This window comes from Wolbachia endosymbiont of Armadillidium arcangelii, from assembly GCF_040207875.1.
GTDB lineage: Bacteria > Pseudomonadota > Alphaproteobacteria > Rickettsiales > Anaplasmataceae > Wolbachia.
Genome location: NZ_CP157942.1, coordinates 523,269 through 547,969 on the forward strand (window position 1 = coordinate 523,269; position 24,701 = coordinate 547,969).

General features: G+C 35.2%; 17 protein-coding genes. 7 read left to right on the plus strand and 10 right to left on the minus strand.

Annotation, left to right across the window (positions count from 1 at the left end; translation table 11 throughout):
* The first annotated feature begins 26 nt into the window (after positions 1-26).
* The gene (locus tag ABLO99_RS02660) at positions 27-1,211 is read left to right on the plus strand and encodes a ribonuclease D (protein ID WP_349968142.1); all 1,185 of its coding nucleotides are present in this window, start codon (positions 27-29) and stop codon (positions 1,209-1,211) included.
* Here the strand turns inward: ABLO99_RS02660 and coaE are convergent.
* Positions 1,201-1,779, minus strand: a complete 579-nt coding sequence (gene coaE / locus ABLO99_RS02665; RefSeq protein WP_349968144.1) for a dephospho-CoA kinase — start codon at positions 1,777-1,779, stop codon at positions 1,201-1,203. The two genes, ABLO99_RS02660 and coaE, sit on opposite strands and share 11 nt — an antisense overlap.
* 136 nt (positions 1,780-1,915) lie before the next feature.
* On the opposite strand from coaE, the gene ABLO99_RS02670 reads away from it, so the two are divergent.
* The 3 genes from ABLO99_RS02670 (at position 1,916) to metG (ending at position 5,913) form a co-directional block, all read left to right on the plus strand.
* A complete protein-coding gene (locus ABLO99_RS02670; protein ID WP_349968146.1) occupies positions 1,916-3,319 on the plus strand; it encodes an NAD(P)H-dependent flavin oxidoreductase in 1,404 nt (467 codons plus the stop codon).
* Positions 3,320-3,925: 606 nt separating this feature from the next.
* Positions 3,926-4,267 (plus strand): hypothetical protein, encoded by a 342-nt coding sequence (locus tag ABLO99_RS02675; protein WP_349968148.1) that lies wholly within the window; start codon positions 3,926-3,928, stop codon positions 4,265-4,267.
* A 116-nt stretch (positions 4,268-4,383) separates the two neighbouring features.
* Entirely contained in the window at positions 4,384-5,913 is a 1,530-nt protein-coding gene (metG, locus tag ABLO99_RS02680) for a methionine--tRNA ligase (RefSeq protein ID WP_349968149.1), read from the plus strand.
* Positions 5,914-7,697: 1,784 nt separating this feature from the next.
* Here metG and ABLO99_RS02690 read toward each other — a convergent pair.
* A complete protein-coding gene (locus tag ABLO99_RS02690) occupies positions 7,698-8,492 on the minus strand; it encodes a hypothetical protein (RefSeq protein WP_349968151.1) in 795 nt (264 codons plus the stop codon).
* A 111-nt stretch (positions 8,493-8,603) separates the two neighbouring features.
* Positions 8,604-8,783 carry a hypothetical protein gene (locus tag ABLO99_RS02695; protein ID WP_153295581.1) on the minus strand — a complete coding sequence of 60 codons (180 nt, stop codon included), beginning with the start codon at positions 8,781-8,783 and terminating at the stop codon, positions 8,604-8,606.
* Between the two features lie 50 nt (positions 8,784-8,833).
* Between ABLO99_RS02695 and secA the strand changes: the two genes are divergently transcribed.
* Complete coding sequence (gene secA / locus ABLO99_RS02700; RefSeq protein WP_349968153.1) at positions 8,834-11,497, plus strand: preprotein translocase subunit SecA; 2,664 nt, start codon at positions 8,834-8,836, stop codon at positions 11,495-11,497.
* Here secA and ABLO99_RS02705 read toward each other — a convergent pair.
* A complete protein-coding gene (locus tag ABLO99_RS02705) occupies positions 11,481-12,440 on the minus strand; it encodes an ankyrin repeat domain-containing protein (protein WP_349968154.1) in 960 nt (319 codons plus the stop codon). The two genes, secA and ABLO99_RS02705, sit on opposite strands and share 17 nt — an antisense overlap.
* A 179-nt stretch (positions 12,441-12,619) precedes the next feature.
* On the minus strand, positions 12,620-13,615 hold the full coding sequence (locus ABLO99_RS02710; RefSeq protein WP_047759383.1) for a ribonucleotide-diphosphate reductase subunit beta: 996 nt from the start codon (positions 13,613-13,615) through the stop codon (positions 12,620-12,622).
* A gap of 123 nt (positions 13,616-13,738) precedes the next feature.
* Between ABLO99_RS02710 and ABLO99_RS02715 the strand changes: the two genes are divergently transcribed.
* A complete protein-coding gene (locus ABLO99_RS02715) occupies positions 13,739-14,077 on the plus strand; it encodes an outer membrane protein assembly factor BamE (RefSeq protein WP_047759384.1) in 339 nt (112 codons plus the stop codon).
* 93 nt (positions 14,078-14,170) lie between these two features.
* Here the strand turns inward: ABLO99_RS02715 and ABLO99_RS02720 are convergent, their stop codons facing one another.
* Positions 14,171-14,761, minus strand: a complete 591-nt coding sequence (locus ABLO99_RS02720; RefSeq protein ID WP_179943856.1) for a hypothetical protein — start codon at positions 14,759-14,761, stop codon at positions 14,171-14,173.
* A gap of 122 nt (positions 14,762-14,883) precedes the next feature.
* Between ABLO99_RS02720 and recO the strand changes: the two genes are divergently transcribed.
* Positions 14,884-15,627 (plus strand): DNA repair protein RecO, encoded by a 744-nt coding sequence (gene recO / locus ABLO99_RS02725; RefSeq protein ID WP_349968157.1) that lies wholly within the window; start codon positions 14,884-14,886, stop codon positions 15,625-15,627.
* Between the two features lie 7 nt (positions 15,628-15,634).
* Here recO and ABLO99_RS02730 read toward each other — a convergent pair whose 3' ends face one another.
* Genes ABLO99_RS02730 through clpB form a run of 4 tightly spaced genes read right to left on the minus strand, consistent with a single transcriptional unit; the run spans position 15,635 to position 24,511 of the window.
* Positions 15,635-17,002 (minus strand): PleD family two-component system response regulator, encoded by a 1,368-nt coding sequence (locus ABLO99_RS02730; protein ID WP_047759386.1) that lies wholly within the window; start codon positions 17,000-17,002, stop codon positions 15,635-15,637.
* The gene (locus ABLO99_RS02735; protein WP_047759387.1) at positions 16,974-17,264 is read right to left on the minus strand and encodes a hypothetical protein; all 291 of its coding nucleotides are present in this window, start codon (positions 17,262-17,264) and stop codon (positions 16,974-16,976) included. The genes ABLO99_RS02730 and ABLO99_RS02735 overlap by 29 nt, the downstream gene beginning before the upstream one ends.
* A 5-nt stretch (positions 17,265-17,269) precedes the next feature.
* Positions 17,270-21,922 (minus strand): NAD-glutamate dehydrogenase, encoded by a 4,653-nt coding sequence (locus tag ABLO99_RS02740; RefSeq protein WP_349968158.1) that lies wholly within the window; start codon positions 21,920-21,922, stop codon positions 17,270-17,272.
* A 27-nt stretch (positions 21,923-21,949) separates the two neighbouring features.
* Positions 21,950-24,511 carry an ATP-dependent chaperone ClpB gene (clpB, locus tag ABLO99_RS02745; protein ID WP_349968159.1) on the minus strand — a complete coding sequence of 854 codons (2,562 nt, stop codon included), beginning with the start codon at positions 24,509-24,511 and terminating at the stop codon, positions 21,950-21,952.
* Between the last annotated feature and the right edge of the window lie 190 nt (positions 24,512-24,701).

Below are 24,701 nucleotides of genomic sequence, written 5' to 3' on the forward strand. Positions count from 1 at the left end.
AAATATAGCCACTGAATAAAAAATATATGCTAATTAGTACGACATCGGAACTGGAGAATGCATGTGAAGAGTTGATAGCAAAAGAGCCAAAATTTATAGCAGTTGACACGGAGTTCATTAGAAACAATTTAATCTACTACCCAAGATTGTCGCTAATTCAAATTTCTTACGGAGATAAGAGTTTTATTGTAGATATACTAGTACCAGAGATTGACTTGTCGCTCATTAAGAAGATAATGCTGAATCGAGACATAACCAAAGTTTTTCATAGTTGTCGGCAAGACATAGAGTCCCTATTAACTGTGTTTAAGTGTGTTCCCACTCCCATTTTTGATACTCAAGTTGCTGCTATGTTTTGTCATTATTATCATGACTTTATTGGTTACTCAAAAGTAGTAGAACAATATCAAGGGATAGTGCTAGATAAGATTAAAGCTAAAAATTCAGACTGGTTAGGTCGTCCACTATCTGAGGACCAATTAGACTATGCAATAAGCGATGTGGTACACTTATATGACCTACACCAAATATTGTGCAGTAAACTTGAAGAAAGTAATAGGATGAGTTGGTTTCAAGAAGAGATGGAATTATTGGTTAATATAAATAGGTATTTGCATAGTCCAAAAGATGCATGGAGGAGGGTTAAATTTAACTATGAAGCAAATCCGAGGCTAATGTTAGTTGTTAAAGCAGTAAGTGAGTGGCAAGAGACTTTAGCACAACGCTATAATATCAATCGTAATAAAGTAATTAATAATGCTGTAATAATTGGTCTTATTGAAAAAAATGTGGAGCGTATTGACGAGGTTTTAGATGACCTTAAGAGGAACACAAAAAATATAAAAGAGGAAGATTTATTAGAATTTATAGATATTTTCAATGAGAATGAAAAGGAATTTGTGCAGCAAAATTATACTCTGTCAGATAATTATGATAAATCTGTATTTGATATACTCTCGATTATTTTAGAGAGCAAATGTAAGGAAAACAACATATCAAGAAAGTTAGTTTCATCAAAAAATGAGTTAGCTGGATCAATATCTGGGAAGATAGATAAATTATTCAAGGGATGGAGATATGATTTTTTCGGCAGATCAGTAGAATCGTTTTTGAACGCAGGCTCAAGGTTTGAAATTTTAATGGTAAAACCTGCGGATAGTACAGCTAAAATTCGGAGTAATCTGGTGGAAAATAACCGTATCACATGCTGAAATCTAACGAGTTTATTATATCTTTCACTTGAGAAAAAACATTTGCGCTGGTATCGATGATGAAGTCACTCATTTGCCTTTTTTCTTCAATAGGTAGCTGAATACTGGACGTTAGATCCAGCTTTTCTTTATCCATATTACGCTCACTGAGCCTTTTAGCTTGCACAATGCTATCTGCATGGATGAAAACAATAAAGTCGCAATATAAACGGAATCTAGTTTCCAGCAGGAGTGGAATGTCCAAGACTAAGAGCTTCCTATCGGTCTTTTTTTCCTGAGCAATAAAAATTTCTAATTCATTTCGCACAGCGGAATGCACTAAAGACTGGAATTGCTTCCAATTTTCATCATAGGCTAAAAAATATTTAGACAATACTGTTCTATCAATTTTCCCATTTATTACTACCCCAGAAAATTTTTCTTCTGCATAACTTATTATGTTTTCGTCCACTTTATAAAGCTGGTGCACGACAGAGTCGGCATCAAACACAATGGCACCAAATTCTTTAAAGCAATTGGCTACAAAGCTCTTTCCGACTGCAATTCCACCTGTTAGACCTATTATCATATAGCAAAAGACTTCTTAAAGAGAATATGTGCCGTAGCTGTTATGTCTACTTAAAACTGAATGTATGTGTATTAAAAGAAAAGCTATTATTTTTTTAGTAATCAAGTAAAATAGAGTAAAAGATTAAGAGGAAATTTTGAAAAATAAGATAAAAAAGATAGTGATTTCAGGGAAAGAAGTGTGGCCAATCGTCGAGGGCGGCAAAGGCATTGCAATCAGTGATGGAAGATCAGGTGGGGCATTTGCTGCAGCAGGTGCTGTCGGTACGTTTTCTGGTGCAAATGCTAAACTTATCGATGACAACGGCGAGTTAGTACCACTGATTTATAAAGGTAAAACAAGAAATGAAAAACATAAGGAATTAATTGAGTATAGTATCGAGGCTGGAGTTAGTCAAGCAAAAATAGCGAATGAAATATCAAAAGGCCGTGGAAGAGTACATATGAATGTGCTTTGGGAAATGGGGGCAGCAGAACAAGTGCTTCATGGCATATTAGAAAAAGCAAAAGGCTTAGTTCATGGTATCACTTGCGGTGCTGGTATGCCTTACAGACTCGGAGAAATTGCAGCTAAATATCAAGTTTATTATTACCCTATTATCTCATCGGCACGCGCTTTTAAAGCATTATGGAAGCGTGCTTACCGAAAAATATCTTCTTTTTTACTTGGTGGAGTAGTATACGAGGATCCGTGGCTTGCTGGTGGTCACAATGGACTCAGTAATAGTGAAGATCCGGAATTACCACAGGCTCCATTTGAAAGAGTTGCAGAGCTTAGATCTTTCATGAATGAGGTCGGTCTTTCTGAAACACCAATTGTTATGGCGGGGGGAGTGTGGCATTTGAAAGATTGGGAACATTGGTTTGACAATTTACAAATCGGACCAATAGCTTTTCAGTTTGGTACTCGTCCGCTTTTGACGAAAGAAAGCCCGATCTCTACAGAATGGAAAAAGAAGTTACTTACTTTAGAAGAAGGTGATGTATTTTTAAATAAATTTAGTCCAACAGGGTTCTACTCATCTGCAGTAAGAAATAACTTCATACATGAGCTACAGGAACGAAATTCACGTCAAATAAAATTTTCGGAAAGTGCAAGCGAAGAGTTTAATAATGAATTTGCAATGGGTAGCAGAGGTAGAAAGATTTACCTTACTGCAAAAGGCAAAGAACTAGCAAATACATGGACTAAAGCAGGTTATACAGAGGCAATGAAAACTCCAGATACAACTGTTATTTTTGTGACACCAAGCAAATTTTCAGAGATAAGACAAGATCAAATCAATTGCATGGGATGTTTGAGCCATTGTTTGTTTAGCAATTGGAAAGATCACGGTGACCATTCAACAGGACAAAAACCAGATCCAAGGAGTTTCTGTATACAAAAGACACTGCAAAACATTGTACATGACGGCAATGTTGAAAATGAACTCATGTTTTCTGGACACAATGTGTACAGATTTAAGCAAGACCCATTTTATGAGAATGGCTACGTACCGACAGTAAAAGAACTGGTGGGAAGGATATTAACTGGGTATTAGGTTATGGTTGAATTGACAAGTAAACTTTACTTTGTTATAATGAGTATTTATTAATTTAATCTTAATTTGAGGAAAATATCTATGCGTGATAGTGCTTTAGAAAGGTATGCTCTTGCCTATATAAAAAAAATCTGACAGTAACGATAATGTTAAAGAGTTTTTACAGCATACACTGAATTCGACTTGGAATGAGCAAGAGTTCGACAGAATGTATGGAGAGTTTACACATAGCATTCCAACTCGTAGGCACAGTACAGAACGTGATAATGGAAGTAGTAGGCACAACCTACGGGACCTCAGGTTACACACGTACATGTACACAATAATAGAGGTTTAGATTTTTGGGATTATTTTCTACTGCGTAGCCTATTTAGTGGTAATGGTCATACTACAATTATAAATAACCTTGGTTCTGGTAGTAGTAACCAGCTAAGCAGAGAAGATAAGAAAAAAGACGCAGAAGACAACAGGAAATTATTAGCTTTAGGGATAGTAGCTGTAGTTGCGTGTGTTGCTTTCCATGCTTTAATGTGTGTTTGGTACAACAGCAGCGAAAAAACGGCTAGAAAATCAGAAAAGGTAGATTACCTGGATAATAAACTTAAAATGTTCAGAAATATAGAATTTGCAGTTGGTGCAATTTCTTTAGCAGCTTTGGTAGGTTGCGCTATTAACCCAGTCTTACCAGTTTGGGGTTTAGTCATTCTTGGTATTAATTCTCTTGTATGTTTTGCTGGTAGTTTGGCTTTTCATATGAAGCATGAGAAAGAGTCAGAAAATATTGAGAGAGCTAAAGAAGCGGTAGATAATTATCATAGAGATCCTTCGTATCGTGAACCACCACCTGCTTACTCTCCAAGTGCTCCTTCTTATGATGGCACACCTGGGTATGCATTTGGTGATCCTAATGCGACACAACAGTTTGGAGGTTGTGCTGCTAAAGCATAAGTTACTAATCGAGAATACCGCTGCAACGCGCAGCGGTATAATGGATTTTCAGATCGTTTGTGTTATATTGATTTTTATTACTAGTGCAGATATGATTAAGTTTTAAGCACTATGAAATGAAGCAATTTGAGAGCTTTTATATCACTACGCCAATATATTACGTAAACGACAAGCCACACATCGGCCACGCATATACTTCCCTTATCTGTGATGTTGCAGCTAGATTTATAAAACTAGCTGGAAAGAACATCAAATTTACTACTGGTACAGATGAACATGGACAAAAAATTGAAAAAGCAGCTAAAGCAAAGGGAATAGAGCCAAAAGAATTTACAGATGAAATAAGTGTTACGTTCAAAAAATTAGCTGAGCTAATGAACTTTGATTGTGATGATTTTATTCGCACCACAGAAGAACGTCATGAACAAGCAGTTATAGTTCTATGGAATAGGCTTGAAGAGAGAGGACAAATATATCTAGATTCTTACTCAGGTTGGTATTCAGTTCGTGACGAAGCTTTTTATCAGGAGTCAGAGTTGATAGATGGCAGAGCACCAACAGGCGCTGAAGTTCAGTGGATAAAAGAAGAGAGCTATTTTTTTCGCTTGTCAAATTGGCAGAACAAACTGCTAGAGTTATATGAAAATCAGCTGAATTTCATCTTTCCTGAGAGCAGAAAAAATGAAGTGTTATCGTTTGTAAAGTCAGGACTGACTGACCTTTCGATTTCTCGTACTAGTTTTGACTGGGGAATAAAAGTACCAGGAAATGACAAACACGTAATCTACGTTTGGATAGATGCGCTCACTAACTATCTCACGTCAATAGGCTTTCCTAATATAGAAGATGAGGAATATAAGAAGTTTTGGACAAACTCCTTCAACGTTCATGTGATCGGTAAAGACATATTGCGTTTTCACGCTGTATACTGGCCAGCTATTCTTCTTGCAGCAGATTTACCACTGCCAAAACAAATTGCAGTTCATGGTTGGTGGCTAAATGAAGGAGAAAAAATATCCAAGTCTCTTGGTAACGTTATCAACCCAATCGGTCTTGCAGAAGAGTTTGGCGTTGATCAACTACGCTATTTTCTTCTTCGAGAAGCAAGTTTCGGTCAAGATGGTAATTTCAGTAAGAAAAACATGATCAGCCGAATAAATTCAGAATTGGCAAACAATATAGGTAATTTAGTGCAAAGAACAATTTCATTCCTGCACAAGCAATGCTCGGGAGTTGTACCAACAATTGATCGAAATTTGCTTAAAGATGATGAGAGTTTGCCAAATTGCAAAGCTACACTTGATCAAGTAATGAATCATCTCTCAAAGTATGAGTTTAATCATATTATATTTTTAATTATCAATATCTCCTCTGAGGCTAATACTTATATAGATAAAAGTGCACCTTGGACACTCAGTAAAACCGATAGAGAGCGTATGAATTTAGTGATTTATAAATTACTCGAATATATCAGAATAATTGGCATTTTATTGAAGCCAATCGTTCCAAAATCAGCAGAAATGATACTCGATCAGTTGCAAATTCCAAAAGAACAACGTGATTTAAAATCTCTGTGCAACGCATGCGTAGGTTTAGACATTACACTACCCAAACCTACACCGATTTTTTTAAGGGTTGATACTTAAAAAACCCTTAGTAAACCAGGCTGAACTAGTGTTGCTTTAGTTAGCTTGCTTAACTCAATAGAATCAACCTCAGTAGAAATAGCTCTATTTTTACATTTTATCTCTTCTGCTTGACTAGCTAATTGGACACATCTTTCTGAACTTTTTTCTCAGATAATGGTTATGCTATTGATTTTTAGCTTGGTCTTACTCAACTAAAGTTAAGTTATTAGAAATTACCTGATTTGTTTGAGCATTAGCAATTTGAGTATCTTGTTGTCTGCATTGAGTATAATACATAACAGCAGCAGCTCCAACGGCAAGCAGCTCCGGCAATTGAAGCGATTTGATTAAAGCCTGACCTTACCCAGAAAAAGTAGAGAGGAAGTAAAGAAGTTTTTGCTATGAAAATAAAAAGTTCAGGAATGCAATGTAGAATGTCTACGCTGTTTATTATAAAAAATTTCTATATATTCAAATATTGCGGTGTTGTGCAGAGTATTGTGAAGTATCAATGAGTATGAGTGAACTAAAAAAGCTCTCTGAAACAGCATTATCATAACAACAACCTTTGTCTAGAAATAATACTTTTTGTACTCAGTAAAAATTGATAATTTTTAGAGGTGTATTGTGATCCTTGATCGCTATAAGCAGATTTGCGCAATAGCCATATCTATGCCTATCAACTAAATCTATTATTGCCAACCATCCTTGATTGGTTTTTATGTACGTAAACCCATATCTTGTTTAGTTGATCAGTGGTGAAATTCTGATTCAATATGTTATTTGTAGTTTTAAACCTTCATCTAAGCTTAGCTTGAATGCCATTTTTCTGCATAACATTGTTTTGATTTTACCTAAAGCCTTTAATTCAGTTTAGGAGCTCCGCACCTGCATTGTGATGCTTTTCTTTGTATGAGCTCTTCTCTTATTGTTTTTTTCTGAGTAATCCATCTATACAAGCAGATACGTTCAAAAACCTTCATAATTCCCGTGTTTTATAGCAGTTTTCATGTTCTTTTATAAAAACTCTTTTTGGTTTGCAAAATATCCCAGGGCTTTTTTTAAAATGTCTCTTTCTCTCGTTGCCAGCTCTTTCTTTAAATCAAACTTTTCTTTGTCACAAGTTCCTTTTCCTGGGTTCCAGACATTGTATGTTTTTACCCACCTGCTTAGCCGCTAATACCCAAATCTCTTCCTATTTTTGCTGATGATTGACCTGTTTCTTTTTCCAGTCTTCATTTTTGCATTCTGCTGTATGTTCTCTTCTTTTTGTCATATCACACCTCTTTGAAAAAACTTCTTAACTTCCTCTCTACTTTTTCTGGGTAAGGTCACTTCCTCCAGTCCTTGCCTTTATTGACTTGTTCCAGAGCACCTTTTAGGAATACAAAGGATCTCCCAAGTTCACTTAGAATCCATTTCAACACATGACACGGCCTCAGATCCCGATAGAGTGAGTGATAACTTGCCTTGTTGTTACCCTTCATGCTGTCTTCCATCTCATGGAAAATGTCAACCTCTATGTCATAACAAATTTCGGGACTCAACACCTTCACTTTCGTTGTACCCTGCAATTGTCCATTCCATTAGCTTTGATACGCTCGTTACCTTACGCACCATAATGGTCTGTTCTAGGCTATTGGCTAGACTTTGCCTAGGTTGACCAACTGTATTCTAAACGCTTTTCTTGGCGCACCCATACTTACCTCACATAACCTATTATAATAATAGCATTTTCCAAATTGGAAGTCAAGAATTTCAGATAACAATAAACTACACATCTACAGAAGTGTCTCTGAATCTTAAGACACTATGCTTTTTATTACACTCCCATAAATTATTGATATACTTAGTAGTTTTCGCTTTAATAACTGCTTGTTAATGGCAGAATGTATACGATTAACTATTTTAGATGTGTTCTTTGCATCACAGTTAATCAAAATAAAAAGCACCTTATTCTCATCAATACATCCTAGAAAATCATCACTACGGCAATTTTGATAGAAATGTTCTATGACAATTTTTAGTGCATCATTTGCCTCGTTACAGCTACTATTTAAGCCTATTATTCCTATAACTGCAGTAATTTGGTATTGAAAAGCAAAACTCAATAGAACATACAACTCCAAAATAGTGGACTCATTGTTTGGTATATCAAACAAGTTGTGTTTTTCATATTTTTTACCCATCAGATATTTATCCCTAAATATTCTTAACTTATGAAGCAGGCTAATGTCACGTATCAATAGCTCATAATTAATCTTGCTATTAGTAAATTGCGTTGTGCAAAAAACTTTTACCTTTGTTTTTATATCTTCTCCTTTAGCGTCAATTAAGGAAAAACCTATCACTTTTGGCAATATATCCGGCAAATCGCGTCCATCTTCAGTATACTCTAAATAGCTTTTCACATCATCGGCTGCTCTTGTACTCAAAATATTGATTAACGGCTTATTAAGTAAATTGTCTTCTTCATATTTTAATAAATCCCTTGCGGCTTGATTGAGTCCCGAGATTAACACGTTTTTTTTCTTATTATCCTGACAAACAGATATCACAGCATCATCTTTCCTTCTTGCAGTTATAAAATCTTCCATGCCTTCATTCTATACAACGTGTGTATAAGTATAATAAGATTGTATTAAAATTCATTTACCCATTAATATACTTAATTAGGTATGGATAAACATTATATAACCAGCCACTTCTTAGTAATGAGGTATTGCTTTTCTTGGTAAAGTTAAAATTAAAGTTGGATCTTCGGAACGTTTGATAACTAACTTGACCGGAGAATCTTTAAACCCTTTTGGCAGATTCTTTAACATTTCGTCTGCAAGAAGCTTTTCCTTAGTGTGTAAATAAAGATTTTCTGAATCTAATTGCCGCAAGCTACGTTTAGTAATATAATCTCATATTAAATAAGACTTTACCCAAGTTTATGCCAGACTCTATGTTAGTTTTAACAACTATTCTTATATTCTTCATTTTTACATTGTCGCTTCTTTTTATAAAAAGGATATTTGGATCAACGAACAAGAAGATAATAAAGTCCTTCAGAAAAATTGTTCAGCAGATTAATGTGCTAGAGCCAGAAATGCAGAGCTTATCTGATAAGGAGCTTGCTGGTAAAACCGCGGAATTTAAAAGAGAATTGAAAAATGGAAAAACACTAAATGACCTTCTAATACCTGCATTTGCGGTTGTACGCGAAGCATCGCGAAGATTTCTTGGTATGAGGCACTTTGATGTTCAGCTAATTGGTGGAATGGTCCTTCATAATGGCATGATATCAGAAATGAAAACAGGAGAGGGAAAGACACTTGTTGCAACTTTAGCAGCATATCTAAATTCCTTAGAAGGGAAAGGCGTGCACGTTGTAACTGTTAACGACTACCTTGTAAAACGAGACACAGAATGGATGAGCAAATTATATAATTCTCTTGGGGTTTCTGTTGCGTTTATTACGAATAACTTGACAGATGAAGAGAGAAAAGAGGCTTACAGTGCAGATATCGTGTATTCCACAAATAACGAGCTTGCCTTTGATTACTTGCGGGACAATATGAAATTCTCTCAAGAAGACATGGTTCAGAGAGGCTTTCACTACGGAATAGTTGATGAAGTGGACTCAATACTCATTGATGAAGCTCGCACTCCGCTTATTATTTCTGGCCCAGTTGAGGAAAACAATCAGATATATAAGCATATCAATAAAATAGTGACCAAATTAGTTGACTCTGATTATGAAGTAGATGAAAAAGGTAGGACGGTGTTCTTGACTGAAGATGGTATTTCACGAGTGGAAGAACTACTGAAGTCATATAATCTCATTCCTGAAAATTCTTCGCTTTATGATACCAACAATATGATAATGACTCACTACATAGACCAAGCATTGCGTGCACATAAGCTGTTCACTGCTGACAAAGATTATATAGCAAAGGATGGCAAGGTAGTGATTATTGATGAGTTTACTGGGCGTATGATGGAGGGCAGGAGATATTCCGATGGTCTTCATCAGGCACTTGAAGCGAAGGAGAATCTTGAAATTCAGTATGAAAACCAAACTTTAGCATCGGTCACATTTCAGAATTACTTTCGTATGTACAATAAACTTTCCGGAATGACGGGAACAGCAGCAACAGAGGCAGAAGAGTTTCGTGATATATACAGATTAAATGTAGTAAAAATTCCAACCAATGTACCTGTAAAAAGAGTTGATATTGATGATGAAATTTATGGCACAGAAAAAGAAAAATTTAATGCTGTGTTGAAGTTCATAGAAGAATGCCATATACGCCTTCAACCGGTCCTTGTTGGCACAGTAAGTATTGAAAACTCTGAGAAACTTTCTACACTTTTGCAAAGCCATTCTCTTAAGCATTCAGTATTGAATGCTCGTTATCATGAACAAGAAGCATACATAATAGCGCAAGCTGGAGTACCAGGAAGCATTACTATAGCAACTAACATGGCAGGACGTGGAACTGATATTCAGCTTGGTGGGAATGCTGAAATGATTGTAAAGGTAGAGCTCGAGAAAATAAAAAATGCTGATGAAAGAGAGAAAAAATATCAAGAAATAGTTGAAAAAGTAAAAAAAGATAAGGAAATTGCTATAAAAGCTGGTGGCTTATGTGTTATTGGAACCGAGAGGCATGAAAGCAGAAGAATAGATGATCAACTGCGTGGCCGTTCTGGCCGTCAGGGGGATCCTGGGCTTTCTAAGTTCTTTTTATCACTTGAAGATGATTTAATGAGGATATTTGGATCTGATAGAATGAGGAGTTTTTTACAAAGAGTGGGACTAAAGAACAACGAGGCTATTCATCATCCATGGATTAATAAAGCACTTGAGAAGGCACAGAAGAAAGTTGAAGCTAGAAATTATGATGTGCGGAAGTCTTTGTTAAAGTTTGATGATGTAATCAACAATCAACGTAAGGTTATTTTTAAGCAGAGAAATAATATTTTAAATAATGAAATCAACGACTTAGTTGAAGTATATAGTGAAGTAAATGAGGATGTAATAGAAGGTATAGTACAAAGTGGTTATTACGAGGATTATGTTGAAGATATTGCCAAAGAATTCGATAGAAGGTATGGGGTAACGCTTAACAAGGAAGCTCTAGAAGAGTTTTTGAATAAACAAGAAGCCTTAGATTATGTAAATGATAAGATACAAGAATTTTTTACTGAGAAAGAAAAATATTTCAATAGTCAACAAACTACAGATTTGTGGAATACGATAGTGAAACAAGTGATGATCATGACACTTGATCATTTATGGAGGGAACACCTTTCGGTTTTAGAGAGCCTAAGACAAAGCATAAATTTGCGTGCCATGGGGCAAAAAGACCCACTGAATGAATTTAAACGTGAAGCTTTTTTGATGTTTGAGTCGATGCTTGAAAAATGGAAGGAACTTACCATTCACCGCCTAGCACACTTTAAGTTGGCAGACAACCAAGAAATAGGCAACAGGTTACACCCTGCTAAAAATATCAGACTTCCCAAAGTCTCAAGAAACGACAAGTGCCCTTGTAACTCCGGGAAGAAATACAAACACTGCCATGGCGCGGTTACTACTGTATTGAATTAGTTGTTACAAGCATGCTATAGCTGCTAATATCAATATCATCTAACTCACTACTCAATGAGTACTCTGATACTCCATACGCAACCTCATAGTAAATTCCACCGATTATTAGTGCAGATACTATACTAATATCAACTCCTGACAGTAAAGATAACGTAGTAACGTGAACAAGTGCTATTAGAACCCCAATAGCAACTGTAACACCTACAATAACTCCTGCTTTTTTTGCTTTAGGCCTGTGAATAAATGATGGATTTGCGCCACATTCTAGTAAAAGTTTTGCTGTTTCTGGATATTTACTACGCCAAGCATAATTCAAAGGAGTATGTCCATCTTTATCTTGTAGATCGATATTAGCTCTATTTATTAGTAAAAGTCTTACCGTACTTGTATATCCACATTCGGCAGCATAATGCAAAGAAGCTCTTCCATCTTTATCTTGTATATTAATATCTGCTCTTTCCTCTAATAAAGCTTCGATTACTCGTGTACAATTGCGGCAAGCAGCATAATGTAAAGCAGTCAATCCATCTTCGCTTTGTAAATCAACCTTTGCTCCTTTTCTTAGTAAGACTTCTACTATTTGCGTATGCCCATATGCAGCAGACCCATGTAAAGGAGCTGCGCCATACTTAATTTTTATATCGGTCTTTGCCCCGTTTTCTAGAAGATTTTTTACTACTTTTATACATCCATGTCTAGCAGCAACACACAAAAGAGTTTCTCCTTGATTCATGAAGAGCTTTAGTAATTCCTCATCATCTTTAGCTAATTTACTTAATATAAAATCCTGTATAAATAGATGATTTATATCAAATTCGCTTTTTTTCCAATCATCATATATAAGTTGATTTCTTTTCTTTAGCTCATCTTTAATTCTATCAATTAAATTCTCCTTATTTAGATCTGGACTACTGTTAACCTCTTCTAATATTGCTTTGAACATTGATACTACCTCTTAGCACAAACTAGGGAATTTCATCATAGTGTATAGTTGATGTCAATGAAAATTTAAGAAAATATGGTAGGATTTTTATTTTATGACCCAGTTATTACAATATCAAACCAGCAGCCCCTCTTTTCAGATTCCAGCATAAAGTGCTGGAATGATAAAAAAAGGTGTAATTACTGCTCTTTACTGTTTGTATCGTTTTCAGCAAAAGCTTCCTCCCATGTGCCTTGAGTTGCTGCACGGCTATACTCTGTTACTCTATTTTCAAAGAAATTCGTATGTTCCACGCCATTTAGTATTTCATCAAGCCACTGAACAGGATTATCATTAACATCATATATGGACTCAAGACCTAATTGCATTAACCGTCTGTTTGCTACGTAGCGTATGTAATTGCGCACTTCTTCTGCGGATAATCCTTCAACGTCTCCGAAATCAAAAGCAAGCTTTATGAATTCATCCTCAAGTTCAACGATGGTGCGACATGCAGAATATAATTCCTCTTTAAACTCGTCATCCCAAATTTCATTATTCTCTTTAATAAATGTATTAAACAACATGATAATTGAATTGGTGTGCAAAGTTTCATCACGGGCTGACCAGGCAATTATTTGTCCCATGCCTTTCATTTTTCCAAAGCGTTGAAAATTGAGCAAAATTGCAAATGATGCGAATAACTGCAACCCCTCGGTAAATGCACCAAACACTGCTAGAGTTTTAGCTACATGTTTTTTATCGTGTTTTTTGCTTTCCTCGAATTCTAACATGTATTCATACTTCTTTCTCATAGCATCATACTTTAAGAATGCTTGATATTCACTTTCTGGCATGCCAATCGTATCTAGAAGGTATGAATAGGCTGCAATGTGTATAGTCTCCATATTGGAAAAGCTTGCAAGCATCATACATACTTCTGTTGGCTTAAATATATTTGAATAATGCCTCATATAGCAGTTATTTACTTCAATATCTGCTTGAGTAAAAAACCTAAAAATCTGGGTTAATAAATTTTTCTCCACATTCGAAAGTTTAGTTTTCCAATCTTTCACGTCATCAGCAAGCGGAACTTCTTCAGGTATCCAGTGTATCCTTTGTTGCTGGAGCCATGCATCATATGCCCAAGGGTAATTAAAAGGCTTGTATATTGGATCCGATTCTAATAACGACATAAGACACCTAATTATCTTTGAAGTAAATACTATATTAAGCGATATTAGTCAATTTAACTTTTTGAAATTTGACGGCAGGTAATTTATTAGTGTATTATAGCTTCGAGTGATTTATCAACAAAAATGCGAGCATTAATATCTTTTATTTTATTATTCACAGTGAGCTGCACACACACTATTCATAATCGCGGAGTTCCTGGCATTAATGTTGAACTGTGGAGCAAGATAAAAGTAGGTGATGATAAAGAAAAAGTGGTTCATACTTTAGGATCACCAACATTAGTATCAAAGTTCGATGAAAACGTTTGGTACTATGTCTCATATAAAATTAAACAAGCTAATTTCTTGGGAAAAAGGAAGTACAGCAGTAAATCTCTGCAAATTTCGTTCGATCAGAGCGGTGAAATTACAGATATAAGAGAAGTCAACGTTGCAGAGAGGTCTTTAACCGTCATTTATTGAAAACTCGCTAGTTGTGCTGCCCGTTTTTTGCCGCTTGAGTACTGTCATCGAAGAATCGCATAGAAGTAGTTTGAGTAATGTGAAAAGTTTATTTTACCTATTTAGAATAAAATCCAATGTGACTTCGCGCCAAATGTGATGGTGCTCAGCAGGCAAGCCAATTAACGGGCTACATTTATATACTGCACGCATTGCGTTATCTGCTATTGACCTAAAAAGTGGATGATTTTGATAGGAAATACTGTCTGCTATATTGGCCACAATGACCTCACCTTTATTGGATAACAATAAGTTAATTTTTATACTAAAATTTTCCTTATAAACTATGCCTTCAGGAATGCTCCAACACTCTGTCAGCTTGTCCCTTATAGAGTTAATAATTTCTGTTACAACTAACTCATCCTTTTTGCTTTCAACGGTTTTTTTGTCTCTTATTTCATTTTTTGCCTCTTTGATATCCTCTCCTAGCTTTCTCTCTACACCCTTTTTTCTTTTTGGAATTGGAATACCCTCATCAATTTCTTGCATTTCAATAATTTGCCTTGGTTGCGCGTGTTCAACTAATCCTTTTTTCCTTTGTGGTATAGGAATAACTGACGTATCATCGGTTTGGGCTTTCATTGAAAAAAGCAAAAAACAACATAGAGACAAAAAAAGAATATAATTAAAATAGAAAAAACGCATATGTCGAGCAGCTTATTTTACTGGTTTAAAGCTAATATTGCACGTAAAGTCAATGTATTTCAGTTGACTTAACCAAATTTGCCGTATTAACCTTATATTTCTATATGGTCAATATACTCCAAATGAGATGGAAAGATGAAGGTGTTATTATAGCTGCTAAAAAATACGGTGATAGAAATTTAATTCTTTCCCTATTTACAAGAAATCATGGAAAGTGCAGAGGATTAACTAGATTAACAAACAATAGCAACTATAAATTTCAAATAAGTAATTTATTACATGTAGAATGGAGTGCTAAGTTACCTGAAAATCTAGGTTTTTTAAAGTGCGAGTTAATTGAATCTCCATTCCATCATTTTTTTCAAGATAGGTTAAAAAGTATTGCTGCTATTTCTTTTTCCTCTATCTTAGAAAAAATCCTTCCAGATAGTGAATCCTGTACAGAGTTGTATGACAATTTTAGACACTTCATCGATGTAATTAAATACAATAGCCAATTTTGGCAAAGCTATTACCTTAACTTAGAGCTTCTGCTTCTTACGCAACTTGGATTTAAGTTAGACCTATCAAAATGTGCTGTAACAGGTGTGAAAGAAAATCTGCAATTTATTTCTCCAAAAACTGGTAGAGCAGTGTCGAAAAAAGCAGGCGACTGTTATGCAGATAAACTACTACCTTTTCCACAAATGTTGCATGATGTATACAATAACAACCTACAAAACAGCTACTCATATCAAGAATTTAGACTAGGACTGAAAATTACAGGGCATTTTTTAAATAAATATCTATTTTTGCAGTTAAATGTGAAATTTCCAGAGTTGAGAAATTTTATGCTATCATTTGAATCTGAGTCACCACCTCTTTGAAAGAATTTCAACCAGCAACTACTCTATTTCTACCACTGTTTTTTGCTTTATATAAATATTTGTCGGCACGTACTATAAATTCTTTAATATTGTCAAGGTCAGATTTTTGCATTTCTGCGGTTCCAATGCTCACAGTTAAATTGTGAGCTGTATTTTTATCTGCAAGTATAAAAGGCTTTTTAGCAATGATTTTGCGTACTCTCTCCGCAATAGTACATGCATCCGATATACTGGTATCTGGCATTACAACAACAAACTCCTCACCGCCAAACCTAGCCAATAAATCTGTCACTCTGATATTTTCAGAAATTCTTTTCTGCACTTGCTTTAAAAATTCATCTCCAGCATTATGCCCAAAGTTATCATTCACCATCTTAAAATAATCTATATCAAGCATCATAAGGGACAAACTTCTATCCTTTTCCATGGAATCCTTAACAATGTTTCTTAAGTGTGCATCAAAATATCTTCTATTATAACAGTTAGTAAGTGGATCCTTTATAGACATCTCCACATTATTAAATAAATTCATTCTCAAGGCATCTTGATATCTTTTGCGTTTCACTTGCGAATTAACCCTAGCTATTAATTCACTCTCATCCAAAGGTACTGTTAAATAGTCATTAGCACCTACATCAAGTGCTTTTACTAAATTGCTTTTATCATAATCCTCAGAAAGAATTAGAATTGGTGTATAACGTGTCTCCACCTTACTACGAAACCAAGAACACAAACGTAAGCCATCAGTTTTTGAAAATTGCATGCCAGAAATAACAAGATCGTAGTTATCCTTAATACCAACCTTTAATGCCTCCATTGGATCACTCAGTATTCTAATTGAACTAAAGCGCTGCTTTAGTACATTATATATCTGCTCTGCTTGAAAGACGTCTTCATCTACAACAAGTATGCTAGCATCAAAGATTTGGTTAGAATAATCCATACCTGTTACTCCGCCAATCTCAGCATTAGTTTCTCCTCTCAAGCGTAATTCATCTATTACTGTCTTTAAGCGCATAAGAGACTTAATTCTCGCAGATAAAGCAGTTTCATCTATTGGCTTAGTTAGAAAGTCATCTGCACCAGCATTAATGCCTTGCACTCTATCGTGAATGTCATGCAGCGCAGTTACCATAATTATTGGAATATGAGTCGTTAAGGGATCATTCTTTAGCTCCCTACAAACCTCAAAACCACTAATTTTTGGCATCATAACATCGAGTAAGATAATATCTGGCTGCTGTTTCGCTACTAAATCAATCGCCTCTTCGCCATCGTGAGCTACTATAACTGTATAGTACTCTGCTTTTAGCTGAGCTTCCAAAAGCTTAACATTAGATGGTATATCATCTACTACTAGGATCTTTGCTGTCATTTTTTGTATTATCTACATTATAAGCAGGATAAAGTTTGCCATCTTCACCAACTATGTAATTGACTTTCTCAGTATTACACTCTTCATATAAGTCTTCAATCCCAGCATCCTTTAACAATTTCCTAATTCTTGACTTTACAATCACAAAATACCTATATATATTTTTAATAAGATTAAGAAATACAGGTACCTTACTCTTATCAAGAACAACTATACTCACTAAAGCTACAACTAAAATTTCTGAAAAACCTATGTTAAACATTTTTCCTACGAAGCAAGTACTTTAATTCTTCTGATTATGAATATTAATTTGCTTAAATCAAGCTTAGAAGCAGTCATCTCATTTAAAAAGCTATTGTAACGTTCTATGCAATCCTTATTACTATAAGCCCAAATTTGAACCTTATCTACATGATTATCAGTAGCTTTTATGACTTTAACAGCTAGCTTATGATGATAATTGCTTAAATCATCCAATAAGTCATTAATTAAGCTGCGATCCCAATAGGAAGAACGGCTTTTCATATTGATGGCAATTGTTCTGATCATATTAAACCTTAGCAGCGACTTTAATTCAAAGTATATTCTACCAGCTTCAAAAATGGACAAAGACGTCTGTTCAGCAACAGATATAACGTCCAGCGCATAAATAAGAATACGTAGATCAGCAACCCTCTTTGCTAGATCTTCATTTATATCAAGTTCTACTAAAGAAGTGTATCCATGATTATAGACATTTAACAGGTGCTCATCTAAAACATCATGGCCTAAAGTTTCAATTGCACCCCTAAATTCTGCAACACCATCTAGTTCTACAAGATCAAGATTTTTTACTAACCAAAATGATACTCTACCAATAAATTTTTGTACATTTCTCACTATTTGCAAGTATGAATCAACATCTATTTTTCCATCCAATTTATCAATTCCCTGCCAAAGGCTACTTAAATTATATAGGTGATTGACAACGATATATATGTTAACTGCTTCATGTACTTTAATTCCAGTACTCTCAACCAAATTATTAATAAATATACAGCCCATCCTATTTACTACATCATTTGCAATGCAAGTAGAAATAATTTCCCTGCGAAGTTGATGTTTCAGTATGGAATCCTTGAACTCTGTTACCATCTTTTGTGGAAAGTAATTTAGTAAATAATCACAGCATAAGAAATCTTTTTCAGGTAGCTCAGAGTGTATAATTTCATTTTTTATTGCTGTTCTTGCATAAGACATCAGAACAGAAAGCTGAGAAGAACTGAAACCTTCTAACATTCTCGCTATCTCTTCTTCAGCTGGAAGGAATTCTACGTCTCGGTTTAACAGCCCAGATTTCTCTAAATTGAGTAATAATCTATGGTGCTGCTCCAATCTTTCTTTAGCTTGCAAGCACTCAAGGAGTAATGCTTTTGTTTCAATTTTGTTATGATCCTCAAGCACTTTAAATGCAACTTCGTCTACCATGCTAGCCAGTATTTCATTCCTTTTTTCTAAGGAAATTTTCCCTCCTTTCATAAAAACAATTTTGATATTAACTTCAAGATCGGAACATATTACTCCCGCTGAATTATCAACAAAATCTGCATTGATATACCCACCTATTTTAGCATATTCTACCCTTCCAAGCTGTGTGCAACCAAGATTGCCACCCTCTATAAACATAGAAGCTCTAATATCCTGACCGTTTACTCTTAACTCATCGTTTACTTTATCACCAACCATGCCATGACTTTCACTCTTTGCTTTAACAAATGTGCCAATTCCTCCATTCCATATGAAGTCCACCTTTGCCTTGAGTAGATATCGGATCAAGTCGTTTGGAGATAACGTATCTTCCGTTATATCAAAGCACTTTTTCATTTCTTGAGAAATGTCTACTTGCTTGCTGCTACGCTCAAATACTCCGCCACCCTGAGAAATCAAACTTTTGCTGTAATCTATCCAAGTTGAAAACGGTAATTCAAAGAGGCGTTTACGCTCTGCAAAACCCTTTTCTGCATCAGGATTTGGATCAATAAAAATATGCATATGGTTAAATGCGCCGATTAAACGTATATTTCTTGAAAGCAGCATACCGTTTCCAAACAGATCACCAGCCATATCTCCAATTCCAATAACAGTTGCATCTTGGTAAATATCCTTATTCATTCTCCAAAAATGCCGTTGTGCTGCAATCCATGCACCTCTTGCTGTAATACCCATTTTTTTGTGGTCATAACCTGCTGATCCACCAGATGCAAATGCATCTCCAAGCCAAAAATTATATTCAGAGGCTATTTGGTTAGCATAATCAGAAAATGAAGCAGTGCCTTTATCTGCTGCAACTACCAAATATGGATCATCTTCATCATACCTAATCACATTTTCTGGTGGAATTATTTTGCCATCAATTACATTATCAGTAATATCAAGCATTCCTCTGATAAAATTCTTATAACATTCAACACCTTTCTCTCTTAAAATGTTTTTGTCTTTATAAACTTGCTTTATTACAAATCCACCCTTTGCACCAACAGGCACAATGACCGCATTTTTTGTCATCTGGGCTTTCATGAGTCCCAAAACTTCAGTGCGAAAATCTTCCGTCCTATCCGACCATCTTAAACCACCACGGGCTAATTTCCCTCCTCTTAGATGTATTCCTTCAAAAAGGTTTGAATAAACATACAATTCACGATATGGACGCGGATCAGGTAAATCATTCATTCTACTCGAATCAAATTTTATAGATAAGTATGGCTTATCATCTTGATAATAACTAGTCCTCAAAATTGCCATTATCAAGTTAAATATCGAACGTAAAACGCAATCATGTGAAACATTGCTGATCTCTTTTAGTAGTTCTTCAATTTTTTCTTGGAAAATGTTAGTAGTTTCTGTTCTATCAATATCTATATTAGGATTGAATCTTGCACGAAATAGCTGTATCAGATATTTCATTATTTTTGGATACTCTGATACTATTTTTTGTATATATTCTGGATTATAGTTAAATAACGTTTGCTTTAGATAGGCACTTAGCGCTCTAATCAGAAGCACTTCCTTCCATTTGAGCCCAGCAATAATGATCAAACTGTTGAAATAGTCATTTTTAATTTCCTTGCTGAATACTTTTGCAAGCGTTATTTCAAATTGTTCTTTCAGAATAATGTTATCTATCAATTCGTCAACTCTTGACAACACAAAATGGTGTATCCATATTCCATCGTTAATTTCTATGTAATAGCCATTATGAGATAGAATCTTAGCTCCTAAATTCTTAGTAACCTTTAATATCTTTGACAATTCAAGGCCTCCGTTGCTTGGAGTGTAAACCTTCAATTGATAGTTGAGATTGTCACGAGTAAGCCTCAAATCAACTTCGCTGACTTTTTTCTTTCTCACTATCTCCAATTTTTTCATATCATAGTACGCATCATGAGGTTCAAAATTCTCTTGATAGCTTATTGGAAACGCTTTGCAGTAACGAATGAATACATCCTCAACAGTGCTAAAAGTATTATATAAATTGTCTATAAAACGATCTTCCCACTTTTCTGTAATGTTTCTTAATTTGTTCTCGATACGTAAAACTTCATCATCAAAAACGCTAGCGCTTTTGGTTCTTAGCACCACGTGCAATTTCATCAAATCATATTCATTGATAATGTGATTGTTATAAATATCTGAACTTTCTGCATTCGTCTCATCCTTCAATATATCGCGTATCTTAAACATTAGCCTTGCACTAGCATAACGCATCGGTATCAGTACTATGCAACTAATAAAGTTCCCTGCCTTTCTCAAAAATAATTTGACTCTTGGTCTAATCGCAAGAGACATGATCGAAGTGCAAATTTCAAATAACTCGTCTTCATTTGACTGGAATAATTCATCACAAGAGAATGTCTGTAAGATAGAGATTAAAGCTTTGTTGTTATGGCCACCAGGCACAAACCCTGCCTTTTTTTCTATTGTCTTGACTTTATTCTTTATTATCGGAATAGTTTGAATATCTTGAACTTCCGCTACAGAAGTAAATAGCCCAAAGAAATGCCGTTCCCTTATCATATCACCCTGGTCATTAAATTCTTTCACCCCTATACAGTTCATGTACGTACGCCGATGAACTATTGAGATTAGGTCTGATCTTAGTATGTATAAAGAATTCAAATTTTCAGAAAAAATCAATGAATCCTGATACTCTTCACTTGCTCTCATCAAACCAAGATTTTTTTCATCACTTGGAACAAGTTTTTCATCTTTATTAGCAATGTATTCTTGGTAACCTAGAAATACAAAATTGTTATTCTTCAACCAAGCCAGAAAATCTCTGTTTACAGCGTTCGACTCCGGCTGTTCAAGAACCTCATCCAGCTTTTGCAGCATTAAGTGCCAATCTTTCACAGCACAATTAACCGCTTTCAGCGTTTTCTGTAGAGATTCTTTTAATGTATCAACAAAACTGTCACTTATACCTTTAATAATTACATATACTACTGACTCTTTGATTCCATTACCTTCTTCCAAAAGATAAATCTTATCTATTAGGCTATCTTTCCTTTGGACATTAATTATGCTGTTACTGTAGTAGCATATGGTTAAATCATGCGACTTAATAGTGGCAATAATAGAATCAACTAAAAAAGGTATGTCATCATTTGTTATCTTAATTATAGTGAAATTGCCTTCTATCCCTGAAATATCATTTACATTATTTACCGCCAATTTACTTCCTTCTTTCTCTTTTTTGAGAATGAAGTTGTATGCATCTTCTGCAATGTATAAAAGAAATTTATCGTTGACTTTTAGGTCACTATTATAGACAAAATTATAAAAGTATTTTATAAACTCTTTAATCTTTTCTTTTTCCTTTTGATTTCCCTGATCAACTAACTTAAATAAAAACTCAACCTTAACATTATGATTTATACACATTTCTTAAAACAAAAATACACAGCGAATTTAAATCTTTTTAACTAAGATTTCATTACCGGAAGCGTGCACTATTAGCTCATCTCCTTCTACTACTTCCCCTGATAAAACTAACTTAGCTAGGTTATTTTGAATATATTCCTGTATTACCCTTTTTAGAGGTCTTGCTCCATATTCAGGATCATAGCCAGTTTGTGCTATTAGTTCTTTAGCTTCCTGTGACAAATTCATACTTAGTTTACGCTTAGCAAGCATCTTTTGTAAATAAGAGAATTGAACATCTATAATTTTATAAATGTCATCTTTGGTTAAGCTGTGGAATATAATAATTTCATCTAGTCTGTTTAAAAATTCTGGACGAAATGCTGATTTAACTATTTGCATCACTTCATCTTTTACGGATTCAGCAGTTCCTTTGAGCATCACCTCAGCACCAAGGTTAGAAGTTAAAATTAGTATGGTATTGCGAAAATCAATCAATTTACCGTGGCTATCGGTGAGCCTGCCTTCATCCAAAATCTGTAACAATATATTAAATATGTCTGGATTTGCCTTTTCTATTTCATCAAACAAAATTACCTGATATGGTCTTCTCCTCACTGCTTCAGTTAACCTGCCACCTTGTTCATAACCAACATACCCAGGAGGCGCACCAATTAGCTTTGAAACAGAATGTTTTTCCATATATTCTGACATATCAAAGCGCAGAAGTGCTGATTGATCATCAAATAAAAATTCGGCAAGGGCTTTTGCCAGCTCTGTTTTTCCAACTCCGGTTGGACCCAAGAATAAAAATGAACCAAAAGGTCGATTAGTGTCTTGCACACCAGAGCGGGAGCGTCTCACTGCATTACTTATCGCTTCTATTGCACCTTTCTGTCCTATTACTCTTTTCCCTATTTCATTCTCCATATTAAGAAGCTTTTCCTTTTCACTGTGCATCATGTTATCAACTGGAATGCCTGTCCATTTTGAAACAATATTTGCAATATCATTTTCGGTAACTTCTTTCTTTAGGAAACTATCAGTAACTTCCTCCTGACCTTTCAACTCACTTTCAAGTTGAGGAATCACACCATACATCAGTTCCCCTGCCCTTCCTAAATTTCCATTGCGCTGAGTTAATTCCAACTCTTTCCTCGCGTTATCCAATTTTTCAGCAATTTCTTGTATTTTAGCTATTTTATTCTTCTCTATCTGCCATTTACTGCTTAAGTCAGCAAATTTACTGTTTAGACTTTCAATTTCCTCATTTATCTTCCTTAAGCGTTGTTTAGAATTCTCATCACTTTCTTTTTTCAAAACCTCTGACTCGATTTTTAGCTGTATAATCTTTCTCTCAAGCTCATCAACAACCTCAGGCTTGCTGTCCATTTCAATTCTAACCCTACTTGCTGCCTCATCAATTAAATCGATCGCTTTATCAGGTAAAAACCTATCTGTTATATATCTATTAGAAAGCGTTGCAGCAGCGATTATTGCACCATCTGTAATCCTAATACCGTGATGTACCTCATATCTTTCCTTCAAGCCCCTGAGTATTGAAATAGTATCAGTTTCAGTTGGTTGAGAAATAAACACAGGCTGGAAACGTCTCGCAAGCGCAGGGTCTTTCTCTATATGTTCACGATACTCATCTAAAGTTGTAGCCCCTATACAGCGAATTTCTCCACGCGCAAGAGCAGGCTTTAGCAAATTTGAAGCATCCATTGCACCACTTGTTGCCCCTGCTCCAACTAAAGTATGAAGCTCATCTATAAACAAAATAACTTTTCCCTCTGCTTTTGAAACCTCATTGATTACCGCTTTTAGCCTTTCTTCAAACTCCCCTCTAAACTTCGTTCCAGCAATTAATGCACCAAGATCCAAAGCTAAAACTTTTGCATCACGCAAACCAAGTGGTACGTCATTTGCAACGATTCTATTTGCAAGTCCCTCAACTATTGCAGTTTTTCCAACACCAGGCTCACCTATCAGCACTGGATTGTTCTTTGTTCGCCTCAACGATACCTGCATAGTTCTTCTGATCTCCTCATCACGGCCAATTACAGGATCAAGCTTACCTTGCATAGCAAGTTCTGTAATATCTTTTGTATACTTCTTTGCCGCATTTAATTTCTCTTCACTATTTGGCGAGTCTGCACTGCTGCCCTTTCTCATTTCTGCAACAACTGAGTTCAATTTTTGCGGTGTAACACCATTTTCCGCTAGAATTTTACCTACAGTATCATCTTTTTGTGCAGCAAGGCCCTGCAGTAAACGCTCAACGGCAACAAATGAATCTTTGTTCCTCCTTGCAATACCGATTGAATCCTCAAAAACTTTTGCTACTTCTCTTGAAAGTTGAAGGCTGCCACTTCCTGGACCTTTAACTACTGGAAACTTTTTTATTGCACCATCTACAGCATCAGAAATATTCTGCATATTTCCACCACAAGCGCCTATCAAATCCTGGACTAAACCTGATTCATCTTCAAGCATTACTTTCAGTAAATGCTCGGGCATAAAAACCTGATGCCCAGATCCCAATGCTTTCATTTGAGCACTCTGAATTAAGCTTTTCGCTTTTTCGGTAAATTTATTTAAATCCATAATACAAATTTAACTCATACTTGCTGGTATATATAGCAACTACTTCCTCAATTTTAAACCTAAAGTCATTTATCGATAAAGATTACAAACAAAAATTTTCTAGATTTACACAAAGTAGGGGAAAAAAGATTTTTGTAAAAAATAGAATTATATTAAGTATATATTTTAATTATTAGAGAAATGATGAATA